Origin of the sequence: Citrobacter sp. SX206 (assembly GCF_024181025.1) — a bacterium.
Classification (GTDB): Bacteria; Pseudomonadota; Gammaproteobacteria; order Enterobacterales; family Enterobacteriaceae; genus Citrobacter; species Citrobacter youngae.
Genome location: NZ_CP049738.1, coordinates 4,066,405 through 4,082,441, shown reverse-complemented (window position 1 = coordinate 4,082,441; position 16,037 = coordinate 4,066,405). Strand labels below are relative to the sequence as shown.

Annotated in this window: 16 protein-coding genes; 11 read left to right on the top strand and 5 right to left on the bottom strand. The window is 54.1% G+C overall.

Features of this window, described 5'->3' with window-relative positions:
* Positions 1 to 383: 383 nt before the first annotated feature.
* Both G8S19_RS19730 and yjgA read right to left on the bottom strand, forming a co-directional pair.
* A complete protein-coding gene (locus G8S19_RS19730; protein WP_116361059.1) occupies positions 384 to 827 on the bottom strand; it encodes a DUF2628 domain-containing protein in 444 nt (147 codons plus the stop codon).
* 198 nt (positions 828 to 1,025) lie between these two features.
* Positions 1,026 to 1,577, bottom strand: a complete 552-nt coding sequence (yjgA, locus tag G8S19_RS19725) for a ribosome biogenesis factor YjgA (RefSeq protein WP_008786039.1) — start codon at positions 1,575 to 1,577, stop codon at positions 1,026 to 1,028.
* 95 nt (positions 1,578 to 1,672) lie between these two features.
* On the opposite strand from yjgA, the gene pmbA reads away from it, so the two are divergent.
* The 11 genes from pmbA (at position 1,673) to G8S19_RS19670 (ending at position 11,193) form a co-directional block, all read left to right on the top strand.
* On the top strand, positions 1,673 to 3,025 hold the full coding sequence (gene pmbA, locus G8S19_RS19720) for a metalloprotease PmbA (protein ID WP_048212852.1): 1,353 nt from the start codon (positions 1,673 to 1,675) through the stop codon (positions 3,023 to 3,025).
* A gap of 46 nt (positions 3,026 to 3,071) precedes the next feature.
* Positions 3,072 to 3,458, top strand: coding sequence for a cytochrome b562 (cybC, locus tag G8S19_RS19715; RefSeq protein WP_121585390.1), 387 nt, complete (start codon positions 3,072 to 3,074; stop codon positions 3,456 to 3,458).
* 330 nt (positions 3,459 to 3,788) lie between these two features.
* A complete protein-coding gene (locus G8S19_RS19710) occupies positions 3,789 to 4,097 on the top strand; it encodes a glycine dehydrogenase (RefSeq protein WP_048212850.1) in 309 nt (102 codons plus the stop codon).
* 10 nt (positions 4,098 to 4,107) lie between these two features.
* Positions 4,108 to 4,470, top strand: coding sequence for an SFCGS family glycine-rich protein (locus G8S19_RS19705; protein WP_003830384.1), 363 nt, complete (start codon positions 4,108 to 4,110; stop codon positions 4,468 to 4,470).
* 2 nt (positions 4,471 to 4,472) lie between these two features.
* Positions 4,473 to 4,772 (top strand): DUF4312 family protein, encoded by a 300-nt coding sequence (locus G8S19_RS19700; RefSeq protein ID WP_038636649.1) that lies wholly within the window; start codon positions 4,473 to 4,475, stop codon positions 4,770 to 4,772.
* Positions 4,773 to 4,794: 22 nt separating this feature from the next.
* Positions 4,795 to 5,571: a DUF4311 domain-containing protein gene (locus G8S19_RS19695; RefSeq protein ID WP_005134210.1), complete on the top strand. Its 777-nt coding sequence runs from the start codon at positions 4,795 to 4,797 to the stop codon at positions 5,569 to 5,571.
* Between the two features lie 11 nt (positions 5,572 to 5,582).
* On the top strand, positions 5,583 to 6,227 hold the full coding sequence (locus G8S19_RS19690) for a DUF4310 family protein (protein WP_137380110.1): 645 nt from the start codon (positions 5,583 to 5,585) through the stop codon (positions 6,225 to 6,227).
* Between the two features lie 58 nt (positions 6,228 to 6,285).
* Positions 6,286 to 7,419, top strand: coding sequence for an amidohydrolase/deacetylase family metallohydrolase (locus tag G8S19_RS19685; protein ID WP_116361060.1), 1,134 nt, complete (start codon positions 6,286 to 6,288; stop codon positions 7,417 to 7,419).
* A complete protein-coding gene (locus G8S19_RS19680; RefSeq protein ID WP_101743297.1) occupies positions 7,403 to 8,521 on the top strand; it encodes a DgaE family pyridoxal phosphate-dependent ammonia lyase in 1,119 nt (372 codons plus the stop codon). Before G8S19_RS19685 ends, G8S19_RS19680 begins: the two co-directional genes overlap by 17 nt.
* Complete coding sequence (locus G8S19_RS19675; protein ID WP_048212847.1) at positions 8,518 to 9,258, top strand: KDGP aldolase family protein; 741 nt, start codon at positions 8,518 to 8,520, stop codon at positions 9,256 to 9,258. Before G8S19_RS19680 ends, G8S19_RS19675 begins: the two co-directional genes overlap by 4 nt.
* Before the next feature lie 21 nt (positions 9,259 to 9,279).
* Positions 9,280 to 11,193, top strand: a complete 1,914-nt coding sequence (locus G8S19_RS19670) for a BglG family transcription antiterminator (RefSeq protein WP_253685776.1) — start codon at positions 9,280 to 9,282, stop codon at positions 11,191 to 11,193.
* A gap of 33 nt (positions 11,194 to 11,226) precedes the next feature.
* On the opposite strand, the gene nrdG is transcribed toward G8S19_RS19670, so the two are convergent.
* The 3 genes from nrdG to treC all read right to left on the bottom strand — a co-directional run bounded on the left by nrdG (position 11,227) and on the right by treC (position 15,997).
* Positions 11,227 to 11,691 carry an anaerobic ribonucleoside-triphosphate reductase-activating protein gene (nrdG, locus tag G8S19_RS19665; RefSeq protein WP_032937736.1) on the bottom strand — a complete coding sequence of 155 codons (465 nt, stop codon included), beginning with the start codon at positions 11,689 to 11,691 and terminating at the stop codon, positions 11,227 to 11,229.
* Positions 11,692 to 11,797: 106 nt separating this feature from the next.
* Positions 11,798 to 13,936, bottom strand: coding sequence for an anaerobic ribonucleoside-triphosphate reductase (gene nrdD, locus G8S19_RS19660; RefSeq protein WP_253685774.1), 2,139 nt, complete (start codon positions 13,934 to 13,936; stop codon positions 11,798 to 11,800).
* A gap of 408 nt (positions 13,937 to 14,344) precedes the next feature.
* Positions 14,345 to 15,997, bottom strand: a complete 1,653-nt coding sequence (gene treC, locus G8S19_RS19655; RefSeq protein ID WP_253685772.1) for an alpha,alpha-phosphotrehalase — start codon at positions 15,995 to 15,997, stop codon at positions 14,345 to 14,347.
* Positions 15,998 to 16,037: the final 40 nt, after the last annotated feature.

Genomic DNA, 16,037 nt, shown 5'->3' with positions numbered 1-16,037 from the left:
ATTTTAATATTCAACACAAGGATCGGTGTTCCTTAATATGACAGCGAGCATAGCCTCTTCATGTGATGGCAACAGAGAAATGGTAACGGTTTCTCTATGGGTAAGTTTCATTGGGTTAATTCTTGCAATTTGCTTTTTCTTGTATCTCATAACCGCAGGTATTGATGATGGTGATTGTATAGCGATATTTTTCGTCATGGCTGGAATACTCTTTTTTGTTATTGGTTTTTCGATGAGTATTGCCGGAATGATATCGTCGAATTATCGTTTAAAGGCGTTTTGTGCTTTCATTATCACCTGCTTATCAGCTGCAATGTACGTATCTACCACATTATTATTTGCTTTTTAATAATAGCAGGGAGCCAAATATGCTCCCTGTGAGATTAATACTGACGTGATGGCAGGTTTGACAACGCTTCTGCGCTTTTTCGGGTTAACCCCTGGAACGGGTTCCAACTGTCAACACCTTTCACTGTGCGCAGGTAGTAGGCGGTATTGACTAAATGAGCGCATACAAAGGCGTATCCAATATTTATGACTTTGGAAAAGGCATTCATATCAATATCTGCCGCAGTTTCTATTGCGATCAGTACGGCCTGTATGGCCGCTACGCCCAAAAATAATACCAGTCCCTTTTTCCATAAGCCCAGGATGCAGAAGTAGACAAAGCCGAAGAAAAAGGCATATAAGTTGGCTCCTATACTTATCCTCTGTCCAAACTTCATTGTTCTATAAATTTTTGTATAAGATGGTGTTCCTGGCAATCCATGCGTGCTCAGAAAGTCAAAACGCTCTCGCCATTTTGCATTAATTGATTCTTTCTCCATTTTATAATCCTTGTGAATATGAATATTATCCGAAGCGCTTCCGTTCAGAATTCAGATTCAATCACTTTCAGGTGCTGACTGCAACAATATTTGAGTACTATAAAAATAGCTGGAAGGAATAATATTAAATATTATATTTATAATATAAATGTCTTATAAGGGTAATTTATTACCCTTATAAGAGTCATAGCCGACGAATTACGCTTCGTTTTCCGCCAGTTCACGCAGATACTGGAAGATCTGGCGGGAAGATTTTGGCGGCTTGTTGCCCGCTTTTTCTTTCCTGGCGTTACGCACCAGCGAACGCAGTTGCTGACGGTCGGCGTCAGGCCACAGGTTCATCACTTCTTCGATGGCTTCATCGCTACCGTCAACCATACGGTCACGCAGTTGCTCCAGCTTATGGAAGACAACGACCTGTTGGTTGTGACGGTTTTTCAGCTTGTCCAGCGCCTGACGGATAGGATCAACATCGCGCTGGCGCAACATTTTGCCAATCAGCTGCAGCTGGCGGCGGCGACCTTCCATCTTAATACGCTGGGCCAGCTCAATCGCGGCACGTAAATCCGCATCGAGCGGGATTTTATCCAGCGCGTTTTTCCCCAGTTTTACCAGTTCCACACCCAGGTGTTTTAACTCCTCGGCGTCACGTTTTATTTCACTTTTACTGACCCAGATAATTTCATCGTCTTCGTCTTCGATGTCATCACCGGGAACGTCGTCGAGCCAGTCTTCGGGCTGCTTAGTCATGTCAGGCTCCTTAAAAAAAGAGGCTAATGTTACCAGTTAAGATGCGCACTGAAAAACGGTTCTCTGTTAGACTTCAGAGAAACTCTCTCTACATTATGGCATTTGCGATGAAAGTAATCTCACAAGTTGAAGCGCAGCGTAAGATTCTGGAAGAAGCAGTCTCGACGGCACTGGAATTAGCGTCAGGTAAGTCGGATGGCGCGGAAGTCGCTGTAAGCAAGACCACGGGTATTAGCGTCAGCACCCGTTATGGTGAAGTGGAGAACGTCGAATTCAATAGCGATGGTGCACTGGGGATTACGGTTTATCACCAGAACCGTAAGGGCAGCGCATCGTCCACCGATTTAAGCCCGCAGGCAATTGCACGCACCGTGCAGGCTGCGCTGGACATTGCACGTTACACTTCGCCGGATCCGTGCGCAGGTGTGGCAGATAAAGACTTGCTGGCCTTTGAGGCGCCCGATCTGGACCTGTTCCACCCGGCGGAAGTTTCCCCTGATGAAGCCATCGAACTGGCTGCTCGTGCTGAACAGGCGGCGCTGCAGGCTGATAAGCGTATCACCAATACCGAAGGTGGCAGCTTTAACAGCCACTATGGCATCAAAGTGTTTGGTAACAGCCACGGCATGCTGCAGGGCTACTGCTCCACGCGTCATTCCCTTTCCAGCTGTGTGATCGCGGAAGAAAATGGCGATATGGAACGCGATTACGCCTACACCATTGGCCGGGCGATGGGCGATCTGCAAACGCCGGAGTGGGTGGGGGCTGACTGTGCTCGCCGCACCTTATCTCGTTTGTCGCCGCGTAAGCTGTCCACCATGAAAGCGCCGGTGATTTTCGCCAACGAAGTGGCGACCGGACTGTTCGGACACCTGGTCGGCGCGATTGCCGGCGGTTCGGTGTACCGCAAATCTACCTTCCTGCTGGATTCACTGGGCAAACAAATTCTGCCGGAATGGCTGACCATTGAAGAGCATCCGCACCTGCTGAAAGGGCTGGCGTCGTCGCCGTTCGACAGCGAAGGCGTACGGACCGAACGCCGTGACATCATTAAAGACGGCGTGCTGACTCAATGGCTGTTGACCAACTATTCCGCACGTAAGCTGGGGCTGAAGAGCACCGGGCATGCGGGCGGGATCCACAACTGGCGAATTCCGGGACAGGGTCTAAGCTTCGAGCAGTTGCTCAAGGAGATGGGCACAGGCCTTGTGGTTACCGAGCTGATGGGCCAGGGCGTAAGCGGCATTACCGGCGATTACTCACGCGGCGCGGCGGGTTTCTGGGTCGAAAACGGCGAAATTCAGTATCCGGTGAGTGAAATTACCATCGCCGGGAACTTAAAAGAGATGTGGCGCAATATTGTGACCGTGGGGAACGATATTGAAACGCGCAGTAATATCCAATGTGGTTCGGTATTGTTACCGGAGATGAAAATCGCCGGGCAGTGATACTCGTTAAGGCGTTAATTTTTAATAATAAAAAAGGAAGTGAGCAATGCGTAAACACCTGTTAGCGATCGTCGCGGCTTCAACGCTGGTTCTTGGTTCTTCTGCGTTTGCAGCCGATCTTGAAGACGACATGGGGATCCTCAACGACAACCTGAAGATCGTCGAAAAAACGGATAATGCGACTGAACTGAAAGATGCGTTAACCAAAATGCGCGCAGCCGCGCTGGACGCTCAAAAGGCCACACCGCCGAAGCTGGAAAGCAAATCCCCGGACAGCCCGGAGATGAAAGATTTCCGCCACGGTTTTGACACGCTGATCGGCCAGATTGATGGCGCGCTTAAGCTGGCGAACGAAGGTAAAGTCAAAGAGGCGAAAGCCGTTGCGGAAGACCTGAAAACCACGCGCAACGAAAACCACAAGAAGTTCCGCTAATCTACGCTATCCGGCCTGCATAACCGTGGGCCGGATAAGACGCTGTGCCACAACACCCCATAAGTAAACGCTATACCCATCACATTTTTTCATTTTTATCGTCCATTCATTGTTCGCACTTCCTTCCAATTTGCGGCTCACTCTTGCGATCTCAATCACATTCTTCCAGTGATAAATCGTGAACCCGACCCGTTTTGCGGCACAGATCACTATCGCTGACCCCCTTTCCACTTCGAAGTGGAAAACAACTCGCTACAAACTTTTAACCCCCACCGCTAATTTACCCTCAGAGCCATTAGTGGGGTAAGACGAGTGAATAACGGAGCTGTAATGAATGACATGGGGGAATCGGTGGAACTGGCCGACCGCATGCTGGCGCAGGTATATGCCTTGCTGCGTGAACGCCACATTATTCCCAACGCCGTACAGGAACAGATGCTGACGTCGCATGTTCGCGCCATGGCGCACCGCTCGATAACGGGTGAACCCTTACCAGAAGTCGATGCCAGCTTATTTGATGAAATTTCTGCCGAATCAATGGCGCTTGCCCGCGACGTGGTCGCCGAGTTTGGCAATCTTCCCGAGGAAGAAGCCTGGCTGCTGTCGGTGCACTTCGAAGTCGCGAAAGACAACCTTTAAGGAGCAAAAGATGGAACAGATTACCGTAGTGATTGGCGATCGTCTGGGTAAAGGCCAGAAAGTGGCGGCAGGCGTTGAGAAAGCGGGTGGCCGTGCGGTTGTGGTACCGGGCGTGGCGGCTGACATGAAGCTGGGTGACGTAATGAAAGCGGAAAACGCCACCTTTGGTATCTCGTTTTGCGGCAGTGGCGGGGCAGGGGCGATTACCGCACAGACCAAATACGGCTACAAGGCGAAATATGGTATGCGCTCGGTTGATGAAGGCGTAACGGCCATCAACGAAGGTTGCAACGTGCTGGGATTCGGTTTTATGGACAAAGAAGAGCTCGGCGAGCGCCTGGTGCAGGCCTGGCAAAAGAAACACGGCGCTTAAGTATGAAAGAGCAATTCACCACCACGGTGAGAGTCACTGGCAAGGGCGAGGCCAAAGCGCGCGCCTTTGCCGATGCCCTGAACCACGTTCAGGCTGCGGTGATGAAAGCGTCGCCGCATATCTTACTGCGTATTGAGCCACAGGATGTGCAGGTTGTTCAAGCGCGTGAAACGGTGCGTAAAGAGGCGTTTTTATTCCTCTTTCTGCGCCGGGAAAGACGCACCTTCAGCGTGGAGCTGGATGTGACCGTCAACGTGACTGCCATCAATCTCGACAAGGTGGATTTCGTTACGCAACGCTGATTCTTTATTAAAAGGCATAAATATGTTCCTGATAATATTAATAAAATCGCTCATCATTGGTGGCCTGGTTGGCGTCGGTGTCGGCGCTGGGGCTGCACGCATGTTTCATGCGCCTACCACTCAAGGGATGGGCGCGTTTCGTACTCTGGGAGAACTGAATTCCTGCGAAGGGGATCCGGCTTCTCACTTCTCGTTCGGCCTGGGCTTCTTCTTTAACGCCTGGGCTTCTTCCGTTGCGGCGGGGGCGTTCACGCAGGATGTCGACCATCGCATCATTCCCAACTGGGGTGCCGCCGCGCTGATGGTTAAAAACCGCAACGTCGGTGAAACGCTGCACGATCCCAAGCGCATGGCGATTGCCTGTGGCGTTATCGGGATGATTGTCGTGACCTTCCTGAACCTCACCGCGTCATCCGTACCGGAAGCGCTGCAGGTTACCGCCGTCAAGGTGCTGGTGCCTGCGGCTAACCTGCTGGTTAATACCGTGATGCCGGTGATCTTCTGGCTGGCGGCGATCGATGCCGGTAAGAAATCCGGCTTCTGGGCCACCGTTTTTGGCGGCGCGGCGCAACTGATCATGGGCAACGCCGTTCCGGGGCTGGTGCTCGGCATTCTGATCGGCAAAGGTGTTGAAGAAAGCGGCTGGAACCACGTCACGAAAGTGATGATGGTAGCTATCGTCGCACTGTTTGTCCTGAGCGGCTTCTTCCGCGGTTTCGACATGAAGATGATCGAGTCCTTCCATCTGACCGTGCCGAACTGGTTGGAACTGATCCACAACTCGCTCAGCGGCAAATAACGGAGGCCATCATGGAACAGAATAAAGGTTTTTGGTTTGCCGACTGGTCGTTCCCGATCTTCGTTGGCCTGCTCTCCTCTGGCGTCTTTGCCGGAACGCACATGTACTACCTGTACGGTATCGGCGCATTTAACGAAGTCGCTTTTGTGGCGATGCTAAAGGCGGGAATGGACACCGGCTCTTACGGCGCGGTGGCGGCATTTGGCGCAAGCTTCCTGTTTGCCCGCATCATTGAAGGTTCGCTGGTGGGGATTCTGGATATCGGCGGCGCGATTCAGACCGGGGTCGGGTTAGGTGTTCCGGCGCTGCTGCTGGGCGCGGGCATTATCTTCCCGGTCGCCAACTTCGCCGCCTCGCTGGTCACCGGTCTGGTGATTGGTCTGGCGATTGGCTACATCATCATTCTGGCGCGTAAGTTCACCATCAACCAGAGCGACTCAACCTACGGTGCGGACGTCATGATGGGGGCCGGTAACGCCTCCGGCCGCTTCCTCGGGCCATTGATTATCCTCAGCGCGATGACGGCTTCTATTCCTATCGGAATTGGTTCTCTGGTGGGTGCGCTGCTGTTTTATCTGTGGCAAAAACCGATTACCGGCGGGGCGATCCTTGGGGCAATGATCCTGGGTTCCATCTTCCCGATTGCCATTAGCTAACTGTTGATTTGCAGGCCGGATAAGGCGGTTACGCCGCCATCCGGCATAGGAGAGAGCGATGTTTGATTTACTCCTGCGCCGTGCGCGCCTCGTTGACGATACGGTGAGCGATATTGCGCTGAAAGACGGCAAGATCGCGGCGTTGGGCGACGTTGATGGCCCGGCGCTGAAAACCATTGAGCTGGGCGGCGAGTGCTACGTCAGCGCAGGCTGGATTGACTCCCACGTTCATTGCTACCCGAAATCCCCGATTTATCACGACCAGCCGGACAGCGTCGGTATTGCGACTGGCGTCACCACGGTCGTGGATGCGGGCAGTACCGGGGCGGATGATATCGACGAGTTTTACACCCTGACCCGGGAAGCGGCGACGGAAGTGTATGCGCTGCTGAACATCTCCCGCGTTGGGCTTATCGCCCAGAATGAGCTGGCCAACATGGCCAACATTGACGCCGATGCGGTGCGCCAGGCGGTGAAACGCCACCCTGATTTTATTGTCGGCCTGAAGGCACGCATGAGCAGCAGCGTGGTAGGTGAAAACGGCATCACGCCGCTGGATCGTGCCAAAGCGATGCAAAAAGAGAACGGCGACCTGCCGCTGATGGTGCACATTGGCAACAACCCGCCGAATCTCGATGAGATCGCCGAGCGCCTGAGCGCAGGCGATATTATTACCCACTGCTACAACGGTAAACCAAACCGTATTCTGACGCCGCAGGGCGAGCTGCGCGCATCTGTCACGCGTGCGCTGCAACGCGGCGTGCGTCTGGACGTGGGTCACGGTACGGCCAGCCTGAGCTTTGCGGTGGCAAAACGCGCTATCGATCTTGGTATTTTGCCGCACACCATCAGCTCCGATATTTATTGCCGCAACCGTATCAGCGGTCCGGTGTATTCCCTGGCGAATGTGATGTCGAAATTTCTCGCCATGGGGATGTCGCTTCCGCAGGTCATTGAGTGCGTGACCGCCAATGCTGCCGACGGCCTGCGCCTGAAACAGAAGGGGCGACTGCAGCCTGGTCTGGATGCTGATTTAACCCTCTTTACGCTTAAGCGCCAGCCAACCGTGCTGGTAGATGCTGAAAACGACAGCCTGCAGGCTGAACAAATGCTGGTGCCGCTTGCCGCAATACGTGCGGGCAAGGGCTATATGACCGAACAAGGGAGCGCGGAACATGCCTTCGATTTTTGAGAAATACAATTTAAAACAGGTGATTAACACATCAGGCCGCATGACGGCGCTCGGCGTTTCCACGCCGCGACCAGAAGTGGTTGAAGCGGCGATGGCGGGGATGAATCAGTACTTCGAAATGAAAGATCTGGTCAATAAAACCGGCGACTACATCGCGAAATTGCTGGAAGTGGAAGGGGCGACCGTCGTCTCCTGCGCATCGGCTGGAATCGCCCAGTCGGTGGCTGCGGTGCTGGTGAAAGACAGCGACTGGCTGCTGGAAAATCTGCACGTTACGCCCATCGAGAACAACGAAATCGTGCTGCCCAGAGGCCACAACGTCAACTTTGGCGCACCGGTAGGCACTATGGTGGCGCTCGGCGGCGGCAAGCTGGTGGAAGCGGGCTATGCCAATGAATGTTCCGCGGCACAGCTGGCGGCAGCCATTACACCGCGCACGGCGGCGATTCTGTATATCAAATCTCATCACTGCGTACAGAAAAGCATGCTCAGCGTGGAGCAGGCTGCGGTGGTGGCGCGCACGCATAACCTGCCGCTGATTGTGGACGCCGCGGCGGAAGAAGATTTGCAGTGCTACTACCGCCTTGGTGCGGACCTGGTGATTTATAGCGGCGCAAAGGCGATTGAAGGGCCAACCAGTGGACTGGTGATTGGCAAAACCCAGTATGTTGAGTGGGTGAAACGCCAGACGGCGGGGATCGGCCGGGCGATGAAGGTGGGCAAAGAGGGGATTCTTGGCCTGACCTGCGCTATCGAACTGTATCTGAACGCGCAGAAAGAGAGCGGCGCGGAGATGGTCGAGAAAATGACGCCGTTCATTGATGCGTTGAACCAGCTGCACGGCGTGAGCGCCCGCGTGGTGTGGGACAGCGCAGGGCGCGACATCGCCCGTACGGAAATTAAGTTTGACGAAGCGGTAACCGGTATCGCCACGGGCGAACTGGTTGAAGCCCTGAAACACGGCGAGTACGCGATTTACTTCCGTGGGTACAAAGCCAACGAAGGCATTATCGAAGCCGATGTGCGCAGCGTGGATCGCGCGCAGCTGGAAATTGTGGCCCGTCGAATTGGTGAAGTGATTTCGCAGGAGAAAAACGCATGAAACTGACCCCTAACTTTTATCGTGACCGCGTCTGCCTGAACGTGCTGGCAGGCTCCAAAGAAAATGCGCGGGATATTTACGCGGCGGCGGAAGGACACGTGCTGGTCGGCGTGTTGTCAAAAAATTACCCGGATGTCGCAAGCGCGGTCGCGGATATGCGTGAATACGCAGCGCTTATCGACAATGCGCTTTCAGTGGGGTTGGGGGCGGGCGATCCAAATCAGTCGGCGATGGTCAGTGAGATCTCCCGTCAGGTACAGCCGCAGCATGTTAATCAGGTCTTTACCGGCGTGGCGACCAGTCGGGCGCTGTTGGGCCAGCAGGAGACGGTAGTCAACGGTCTGGTCTCGCCAACGGGTACGCCGGGGATGGTGAAAATCTCCACCGGTCCGCTGAGCAGCCAGACGCCGGACGGCATTGTGCCGGTAGAAACCGCGATTGCGCTGCTCAAAGATATGGGCGGTAGCTCGATTAAATACTTCCCGATGGGCGGCCTGAAATGCCGTGACGAGTACATCGCCGTCGCGCAGGCCTGTGCCCGGCATGACTTCTGGCTGGAGCCTACCGGGGGTATCGATCTGGATAATTTTACTGAAATCCTGCAGATCGCCCTGGATGCCGGAGTGAGCAAAATCATTCCTCACATCTATAGTTCGATTATTGATAAGGTGAGTGGTAACACCCGCCCGGACGACGTGCGCCAACTGATGGCGATGACCCGGGCTTGCATAGGCTAACTGACAGATGAGGAGACTGACGTGCGATTCCCCAACCAACGTTTAGCACAGCTGTTTGATATGTTGCAAAACGAAGCGCTTCCACAGGATGAGCTGGCGCAGCGGTTGTCGGTTTCTACACGCACCGTACGGGCGGATATCACTGCGCTAAACGCGCTGCTTAATCAGTACGGCGCGCAGTTTGTCCTCAGCCGGGGCAGCGGTTATCAGCTCAAAATTGACGACCCGGCAAGTTATCACTCTCTGCAAACGCAGCAGCCTGAAACGTTGCTGCGCATCCCGCGAACCAGCCAGGAGCGGGTACACTGGCTGGTGGTCCGTTTTCTGACGTCGGCCTTTTCGCTAAAGCTTGAAGATTTAGCTGATGAATGGTTTATCAGCCGCGCGACGCTGCAAAACGATATGGCCGAAGTCCGTGAACACCTGCAACGTTATCGTCTGACGCTGGAAACGCGTCCCCGTCACGGCATGAAGCTATTCGGCAGCGAGATGGCGATCCGCGCCTGTTTGACCGATCTGTTGTGGACGCTGGCACAGCAGGATCCGCAGCACCCGTTAGTGATGCAGGAGGCGCTGAATGCCGGGATCCCTGAGCAGCTACAGCCCGTTTTACAGGATATTTTTGCCCGTTTTCATATTCGTTTGACCGACGAGGGCGAGCTGTTTTTACGCTTGTACTGTGCGGTGGCTATCCGGCGGATTAGTGAAGGGTATCCATTGCCGGAGTTTGCCGCTGAAGAAACTGAACAGGCGGTGTGCCTGGCCGCGCGTGAGATTGCGGCGGTCCTGCACCGGCTGGCAGACAAACCGCTTTCTGTTTTCGAAGAGAATTGGCTACAGGTGCACATCGCCGCCCGTCAGGTTCAAGAGATCGCCCCCAGCGCCATCAATGCGGATGATGACGAAGCGCTGGTTAATTACATCCTGCGTTTTATCAATACTCAATACAACTACAACCTGTTGAATGACAAACAGTTACATGCCGATCTGCTGACGCATATTAAGACGATGATCACCCGCGTGCGTTACCAGATAATGATCCCTAATCCGTTGCTGGAAAATATTAAACAGCATTACCCGATGGCATGGGATATGACGCTGGCCGCCGTCTCGGGATGGGGGAAATATACGCCGTATACCATCAGTGAAAATGAGATTGGCTTTCTGGTCCTGCATATTGGCGTGGGGCTGGAACGTAGTTACAACATTGGTTACCAGAGACAGCCGAAAGTTCTGCTGGTATGCGATGCTGGAAATGCGATGGCGCGGATGATTGAAGCGGTGCTGGCGCGTAAGTATCCGCAGATTGAAATCGTCGATACCGTCACGTTGCGCGACTACGAACAGCGGGAAAGCATTAGCGAAGATTTTGTTATCTCTACCGCGCGGATCGGTGAAAAAGATAAGCCCGTAGCGATGATTGCGCCGTTTCCGACCGATTATCAACTCGAGCAAATTGGCAAACTGGTGCTGGTGGACAGAACCCGCCCGTGGATGCTGAACAAGTTTTTCGATGCTGCCCACTTTCGCGTGATCGACGGCACCATGGATCAGCAGACGCTGTTCAAAACGTTATGCCATCAGTTGCAGGATGAAGGCTTTGTCGACGCGGAGTTTCTTGATTCGGTGGTTGAACGTGAGGCCATCGTCAGCACTATGCTGGGTGATGGCATCGCGCTGCCGCACGCCCTCGGTCTGCTGGCAAAGAAAACGGTGGTCTACACCATCCTCGCCCCGCAGGGTATTGCCTGGGGCGATGAAACCGCGCACGTGATCTTCCTGCTCGCCATCAGCAAAAGCGAATACGAAGAGGCGATGGCCATTTACGATATTTTCGTCACCTTCCTGCGCGAGCGCGCCATGACGCGGCTCTGCGCGTGTCAGAATTTTGCCGAGTTCAAAACGGTTGCCATGGAGTGTGTGAGCCGTTTTTGAGTGGCGGATAACAGAATGTTTACCGCCTGAAAATTAACGCAAATGATGTACGACCTGGTTGCTGCTGCCGCGCCAGATCAGCGCCGGGTCTTTAAGATCCTGCACGTATTTGCCATCGACCAGTACGTTGATGAGATCGACCACCTGCATTTGCGCGGCGTTGAGTTCATCGAGCTTGTAGCCGGTCCACACCCAGATATCTTTGCCGGGGCACTCAGCGCGAACGCGCTGTACCAGTTGCAGGATTTCCGGCACGTTTTGCGGATGTAGCGGATCGCCACCGGAGAGCGAGATCCCCTGGCGCTTGATTCGCGTATCGTTCAGATCGGCAATGATCTTGTCTTCCATCTCTTTGGTAAATGGCTTGCCGGAATTGAGCCGCCAGGTGCTTTTGTTATAGCAACCGGGACATTCATGCACGCACCCGGACACAAACAGCGTGCAGCGGGTGCCGGGGCCGTTAACGATGTCGACGGGATAGTATTGGTGAAAGTTCATAGCTTGTAACCATGCCGGGTGGCGCTGCGCTTACCCGGCCTACAATAAGAGTGCGGTCCGTAGGCCCGGTAAGCGCAGCGCCACCGGGCATTAACGTAACAGCGGATTAACCTATCTGCCCGTTACCCAGATGCTTAACGCGGCGCTTCACTTCTTCCTGCTTACCGGCGTTAAACGGACGCGCGTCCGGGCTGCCCAAATAACCGCATACGCGGCGGGTGACCGACACGCGCGCGGCGTCGTGATTACCACATTTCGGGCAGGTAAAGCCTTTGCTGGTGCACTCGAACTCACCGGTAAAGCCGCACTCGTAGCATTCATCAATTGGCGTGTTGGTCCCGTAATACGGCACATGCTGATAGCTGTAATCCCAGACGTCTTCCAGTGCTTTCAGGTTGTGCTGAATATTCGGGTATTCGCCGTAGCAAATGAAGCCTCCATTCGCCAGCGGCGGGTATGGCGCTTCGAAATCGATCTTGTCGTACGGGTTAACCTTTTTCTCCACATCGAGGTGGAAGCTGTTGGTGTAGTAACCTTTATCGGTCACGCCTGGCACCACGCCAAACTCGGCGGTATCCAGACGGCAGAAACGGTCGCACAGGTTTTCACTTGGTGTGCTGTACAGGCTGAAGCCGTAGCCGGTCTCGTCTTTCCACTGGTCGACCGCCTGACGCAGACGTTCCACAATGGCGATACCCTTGGCGCGAAGCTGCTCGCTGTCGTACAGATGTTTGTCACCAAACAGCGCGTTAATGGTTTCATGAATGCCGATGTAACCCAGAGAGATGGATGCGCGACCATTTTTAAAGATTTCAGACACATCATCGTCCGCTTTCAGACGCACGCCGCAGGCGCCTTCCATATACAGGATTGGCGCAACGCGGGCTTTCACACCTTCCAGACGCGCAATGCGGGTCATCAGCGCTTTACGCGCCAGCACCAGGCGATCGTCGAGCAGTTTCCAGAAGGTGGCTTCATCACCGTGCGCTTCCAGCGCGATACGCGGCAGGTTGAGGCTGATAACGCCGAGGTTGTTACGCCCGTCGTGAACCTGTTCGCCGTTCTCGTTTTCCCATACACCGAGGAAACTACGGCAGCCCATTGGGGTTTTGAACGAACCGGTGACTTTCACTACCTGATCGTAGTTCAGGATATCCGGGTACATACGCTTGCTTGCGCATTCCAGCGCCAGCTGTTTAATGTCGTAGTTTGGATCGCCGAACTTGTGGTTCAGACCGTCACGAATGGCGAACACCAGTTTCGGGAAGACGGCTGTTTTACGGTTTTTACCCAGTCCCGCGATGCGGTTACGCAGAATGGATTGCTGGATCAAACGTGATTCCCAGCTGGTTCCCAGGCCAAAACCGAAGGTGACGAACGGCGTCTGGCCGTTAGCGGTATGCAGGGTATTCACTTCATACTCGAGGGACTGGAATGCGTCGTAGCACTCTTTCTCGGTACGGGAATGCGCATAACCGTCGGCATCCGGGATCTGCCACTCTTCAGCGGTTTTGCGATGCTTGTTAAAGCTCTCGGTGACGAACGGCGCGAGAACTTCGTCAATACGGTTAATGGTGGTACCGCCATAAATATGGCTGGCAACCTGCGCGATGATTTGTGCAGTGACGGCCGTCGCGGTCGAGATGGATTTTGGCGGCTCAATCTCCGCGTTACCCATCTTAAAGCCCTGTGTCAGCATGCCTTTGAGGTCGATCAGCATGCAGTTGAACATCGGGAAGAACGGCGAGTAATCGAGGTCGTGATAGTGAATATCACCACGCTCATGTGCCTGGACCACATCACGCGGCAGCAGGTGCTGACGCGCATAGTGTTTGGCGACGATACCAGCCAGCAGGTCACGCTGGGTCGGGATCACTTTGCTGTCTTTGTTGGCATTTTCATTCAGCAGAGCAGAGTTGGTTTGCTCAACCAGACCACGAATTTCCTGGTTCAGACGGCCACGCTTTTCACGCTGTATATCACGGTCGTGGCGATATTCGATGTACGCACGGGCGAGTTGTTTGTACGGACCAGACATCAGCTGGTTTTCTACCGCTGTCTGGATCTCGTTGATATCGACCTGGCTGCGCTCATTCATCTGGCTACTAACGACTTCTGCGACGGTGGCACAGTAATCTGCGTCATCGACTCCCGCTGCTTTAGCTGCACGCAGAATGGCTTCTTTGATGCGCTCTGATTTAAACGGCACTTTACAGCCATCTCGTTTCATCACATGCGGTGTCATGATCACTCCATATTTATAAGAACAGGTTATCCACAGAGGTTGGGGAAGCGGCCATGGCTTTATTCATCTCTATTGCCAATGACTTCCCGCAATCCTGACCCACTTTATCCACAATTCCACCGTAAAGCGGTGCACTGTAGTTGTAGCAATTGTAGTCGATTAATACAACATATTGGGTCGGCGTGCATTTTAAGTTCTATATGTAGTGATTTGCATCAAGGATGTTTACGATTTATTTGATGTAGCGCAAAGTAAAAATCGGAGCGTACAGATGACGGGCAGTACAGCGATTGTAAATTGTGGCAAGAAAAATCTGATTAATTATTCAACAAAAACAGGAAGGTAAATGCAGTGTCAGCATTGAAGCCCGATAGCGCTATACGTACCGGGCTCAAAACCAATTGCAAGCTATTTTTGCACCCACCAGACGGCTTCGAAAGGACGTAGCGTCATGTCTGCGGGTTGGCTGGCGACCTCGGCATAGTTGTGCATCAGCACCTGCCAGTTTCCCCCGGTATGGGGCGGCTGCCAGCGTTGGAAGGTATCGCTCAGATTGGCAATGACCAGCAGTCGCTGCCCTTGCCACTCGCGCTGATAGCACCACAGATGCGGGCTGTCCGGTAACAGATCCTGATAGTCGCCCCAGGTGATCACCGGCTCCGTTTTGCGCAGTGCGATCAGTTTCTGATAGGTGTAGAACACCGAGTCGGCATCGCTCAGCGCTGCCGCCACGTTGATCTCCGCCGCGTTGTCACACAGATTGATCCATGGCTCGCCCTCGGTAAAGCCCGCGTGTTGGCTGGCATCCCACTGCATCGGCGTGCGGCTGTTATCGCGGGATTTACTGGCGAGGATCGCCAGCAATTCGTTGGCATCTCGCCCCTGACCGTTCAGTTCGGCAAACATGTTATGGCTTTCCACATCGCGATAATCGGTAATCTGGCTGAAGTGCGGATTGGTCATGCCGATCTCTTCACCCTGGTAGATATAGGGCGTGCCCTGCATGCCGTGCAGCACCATCGCCAGCATTTTAGCGGCCGGCACGCGGTAATTACCTTCGTCGCCAAAACGCGACACGATGCGCGGCTGATCGTGGTTACACCAGAACAGCGCGTTCCAGGCCTGATTGTGCATGCCCTGCTGCCAGTGGCGGAACAGAGTTTTCAGCGCCACATAGTCGGGTTTGGCTAACGTCCACTTCTCACCGTTGGGGTAATCCACTTTCAGGTGGTGAAAGTTAAAGGTCATCGACAGTTCGCTGCCATCGAGCGCGGCGTACTGCTGGCAGTTTTCCAGTGTGGTGGAAGACATCTCGCCCACCGTCATCAGGCCGCGTGGCGTGAAGACGTCGCGGTTCATCTCGCGTAAAAACGCATGCGCGCGCGGGCCATCGGTATAAAAACGGCGTCCATCGCCGTCGGGATCGTTCGGGAAGCTCTGATCTTTAGAGATAAGATTCACCACGTCGAGGCGCAATCCGTCCACGCCGCGATCGGCCCAGAATTCGCACACTTTTTTCAGCTCGGCGCGTACCGCCGGGTTCTCCCAGTTCAGGTCTGCCTGTTCAGGAGCAAAGAGGTGCAGATAATACTGCTCGCTTGCGGCGTGCCAGCCCCAGGCGCTGCCGCCAAATTTGGAACGCCAGTTGTTCGGTGTACTGTCTGGCGTACCGTCACGCCAGAGATAAAACTGGCGATACGGGCTGTCTTTATCCAGCGCCTCACGAAACCACGCATGCTGGGTTGAGGTGTGGTTAAACACCATATCGAGAATAATACGGATACCGCGCGCTTTCGCCTGCGCCACCAGTTCGTCAAAATCTTCCAGCGTACCGTAGGCCGGATCGACAGACAGGTAATCCGCGACGTCGTAGCCGTTATCAACCTGCGGCGAAATATAGAACGGCGTCAGCCAGATGGCATCGACACCCAGCTTTTGCAGATAGTCGAGACGCTGGGTCACGCCGCGTAAATCGCCGGTGCCGCTGCCGGTGGTGTCCTGAAAACTCTTGGGGTAAACCTGATAGATAACGCCGTTTTGCCACCAGTGTGGAATAGTCATGGTTGTTTCCTGGAAATACGCTGGGGCGCAACTGCGCCCC

Bases quoted from the DNA above. Each gene is read 5' to 3' on its own strand.
- G8S19_RS19730 (WP_116361059.1), bottom strand. From the start codon at position 827: ATGGAGAAAGAATCAATTAATGCAAAATGGCGAGAGCGTTTTGACTTT.
- yjgA (WP_008786039.1), bottom strand. From the start codon at position 1,577: ATGACTAAGCAGCCCGAAGACTGGCTCGACGACGTTCCCGGTGATGAC.
- pmbA (WP_048212852.1), top strand. From the start codon at position 1,673: ATGGCATTTGCGATGAAAGTAATCTCACAAGTTGAAGCGCAGCGTAAG.
- cybC (WP_121585390.1), top strand. From the start codon at position 3,072: ATGCGTAAACACCTGTTAGCGATCGTCGCGGCTTCAACGCTGGTTCTT.
- G8S19_RS19710 (WP_048212850.1), top strand. From the start codon at position 3,789: ATGAATGACATGGGGGAATCGGTGGAACTGGCCGACCGCATGCTGGCG.
- G8S19_RS19705 (WP_003830384.1), top strand. From the start codon at position 4,108: ATGGAACAGATTACCGTAGTGATTGGCGATCGTCTGGGTAAAGGCCAG.
- G8S19_RS19700 (WP_038636649.1), top strand. From the start codon at position 4,473: ATGAAAGAGCAATTCACCACCACGGTGAGAGTCACTGGCAAGGGCGAG.
- G8S19_RS19695 (WP_005134210.1), top strand. From the start codon at position 4,795: ATGTTCCTGATAATATTAATAAAATCGCTCATCATTGGTGGCCTGGTT.
- G8S19_RS19690 (WP_137380110.1), top strand. From the start codon at position 5,583: ATGGAACAGAATAAAGGTTTTTGGTTTGCCGACTGGTCGTTCCCGATC.
- G8S19_RS19685 (WP_116361060.1), top strand. From the start codon at position 6,286: ATGTTTGATTTACTCCTGCGCCGTGCGCGCCTCGTTGACGATACGGTG.
- G8S19_RS19680 (WP_101743297.1), top strand. From the start codon at position 7,403: ATGCCTTCGATTTTTGAGAAATACAATTTAAAACAGGTGATTAACACA.
- G8S19_RS19675 (WP_048212847.1), top strand. From the start codon at position 8,518: ATGAAACTGACCCCTAACTTTTATCGTGACCGCGTCTGCCTGAACGTG.
- nrdG (WP_032937736.1), bottom strand. From the start codon at position 11,691: ATGAACTTTCACCAATACTATCCCGTCGACATCGTTAACGGCCCCGGC.
- nrdD (WP_253685774.1), bottom strand. From the start codon at position 13,936: ATGACACCGCATGTGATGAAACGAGATGGCTGTAAAGTGCCGTTTAAA.
- treC (WP_253685772.1), bottom strand. From the start codon at position 15,997: ATGACTATTCCACACTGGTGGCAAAACGGCGTTATCTATCAGGTTTAC.